Below are 2,559 nucleotides of genomic sequence, written 5' to 3'. Positions count from 1 at the left end.
CTGGGGGCTGGCAGATCCAGAACTATGGCCCAGCTGAATAAGACTGAGACTGCCTGCTCCGCAGAAGGAGTTCCCATGAAGAACACGATGCAGGACGGTCACCTTTGACGGTGACGTCGATTCTCCGCCACGTCGCGACCGAATGACGCCGTAAGACAAGGTGATCACCTACGGGCGGAAACGAACCGGCTCGAGCCGTACTGGTCCCTTGAGGGACGATGCGGGTCAACTGACCAATGCTCTTGGGTAGCACCGGTGTTGGCGACGATGACCGTGTCGCCACTTTGCTGTGGAACCTCTTGGAGGCGCGTACGCTGCAGTTCCGTTCAAGGTGCCGTCCTGCGCACCCTGAACGTTGCGGTTGTCTCAGCGTCCGACTTGAGCTCATCGGCGAACCACGCTGAGGACCGGCGGGCCATCATCACTGATAGTTTCCTGGCTCTTCCTGATTCAGAGTGCGTCGAGGTGTTGTGCGAGGCCGCCGGAGTGGATGAGTGACCGCAAGATGTAGTGGTTGAGGTTGCGGAAGCCCAACGCGATCCCGCGGAGGTGTTCCAGGCGGCCGTTGATCGCTTCGACGGGTCCGTTGGAGGCGCCGGTGTCGAAGTAGGCCAAGATCTCGGCACGCCGCGCCCATAATGATCGGCCGAGTTGGGCCAACTCTGCCAGCCCGGACGGAACGCCGGTATGAATCCGTTTGAGCAGCTTGTACATCGCGACCTTGCCGTCACGCTTGTTCTCCTGGCCGTAGGCGTTGATCAGCTCTTGGTAGATCGCGTAGGTGACCGAGACGGCCACGTGCTCCTCGTGAGCCTCCAACCCGCTACGTAGCCGGGCCTTCTGCTTGTCTGTCAGCAACGCGATCCGGGTCAGCAGTGGTCGGCGGATACCGTAGAGCGGATCACCCGTGCGGCCGCGGTGCCCACACGTATCGTGTTGCACGCGTTGACGACACACTGTGAGCTTCTCGGCGGCCAGATGGACCACGTGGAACGGGTCCATCACCGCCCGCGCCTTATCCAATGCCTCGGCGGTCGCGGTGCGATACCCGGTGAATCCGTCCATGGTGACCACCCGGATCCGGTCCCGAAAGGAGTCATCGCGGGCATCGAGCCAGTCCTTCAACGCCGCTTTGGACCGGCCGGCCACCATATCCAGCAAGCGCGCCGACCCGGTCCCATCCACAATCGGTGTGAGGTCGACCAGCACGGTCACGAAACTCGAATCACCATTGCCGCGAACATGTTTCCACTTGTGCTCATCAACACCGAGAACCCTGACACCGTCGAGTCGGCCAGGCGCCGAAGCCACCGTACGCGCCGCCTGCAACGCGAGGGCATTCACGGTGTTCCAGCCCAACCCGACCGACGCGGCGACCGCAGAGACGCTCATCTTGTCCAGAATCATCCGCCGAAGAATCCACGCGATCGTGCGGCGCGACGATCGCCGAGATGTCGGCGCGAAAGATGCCCTGACCACACGCGCCGTTCTCGCAGGCGTAGCGCGGCACCCTCAGATGCAACCGGGTCGGATGGCCCACGATCGGTAGATCTGCCACCTCACGATCGACATGATCACGCAACCGACCCGCCCGCTCGCACCTCGGGCAGCTACTCTTCGGGGCCAAGACCTCGCAGAACAGGTGTGTGCGATCCTCGCCGTCGAGAGCGGCATCGGTGATCGTCACCCCGAGTTCGATCGTGCGGCAAATCGTGTCGGCAATGGCGCTACGCTGCAACGAGGGTCCTGTCGGTGTGAGTGATGAGGTGTAGGAGCTTTCATCTTCACACCACAGGACCCGCCCGCATCCCCGGCTCGCCGCCGCCGAACCCGACCTACATCTTGTGCCCGGTAGAACCCGTTCTACGCACCGTCAATCAGGAAGAGCCAGTTTCCTGGTGCCGTTGGTGGCAACCGGTCCCGCCGGGCATCGCACCCTGGATGTGGATCTTTCGTCGATTAGTCTGGTCGCCTGCGGTGGTGCGCCGGTGCGGCAAGTCGTTAATCGAGGGATTCGCCGACAGGTTCGTGCATGCAAATCCAAGCGTGGGGGATGACGGAAACCTCGCCGCTCGCCGCCGGTCAGTCGACCGTCACCCGGTGTCGCACCCGAAGCCCGCCCTCGGTGGAATCCGGCTCACCGGCCGGGCGGTGCACCCTCCCTGGCCACCAGCTCGCCTCACCGAGCAATGCTGCCAGCGCAGGGACGACAATCGTGCGGACGAGAAAGGTGTCCAAGAGTAACCCGATACCGATGATGAAGCCGATCTGCACCATCACGTCGATCGATCCCAGCATGAGTCCGAACATGCTCGCCGCGAAGATCAAACCGGCTGAGGTGATGACCGAGCCGGTGTACGCGACCGTGCGCAGAACTCCGAGCCGGATATTGGCCGTCGATTCCTCTCTGAGCCGGGAAACCAACAGCATGTTGTAGTCGGCCCCCACTGCCACTAGAACGATGAAGGACACCAGTGGGACCGGCCACGCTATTTCGTTGCCGACAATGTGTTGCAGGACTAGGACACCGATGCCCAGAGCGGCTGCGTAGTTGAGAAT

The 2,559-nt window shown here is 62.4% G+C and carries 1 protein-coding gene and 1 pseudogene; both read right to left on the bottom strand.

What is annotated here, in order from left to right:
- Window positions 1-450: 450 nt before the first annotated feature.
- A pseudogene (locus GM1_RS21170) lies at window positions 451-1,738 on the bottom strand (ISL3 family transposase).
- A 344-nt stretch (window positions 1,739-2,082) separates the two neighbouring features.
- On the bottom strand, window positions 2,083-2,559 hold a 477-nt coding region (locus GM1_RS21165), incomplete at its 5' end, for an MMPL family transporter (protein ID WP_008382335.1).

Origin of the sequence: Gordonia malaquae NBRC 108250 (assembly GCF_000344135.1) — a bacterium.
Classification (GTDB): Bacteria; Actinomycetota; Actinomycetes; order Mycobacteriales; family Mycobacteriaceae; genus Gordonia; species Gordonia malaquae.
The sequence above is the reverse complement of the archived record's forward strand: the minus strand, read 5'-3'. Positions and strand labels throughout refer to the sequence as shown.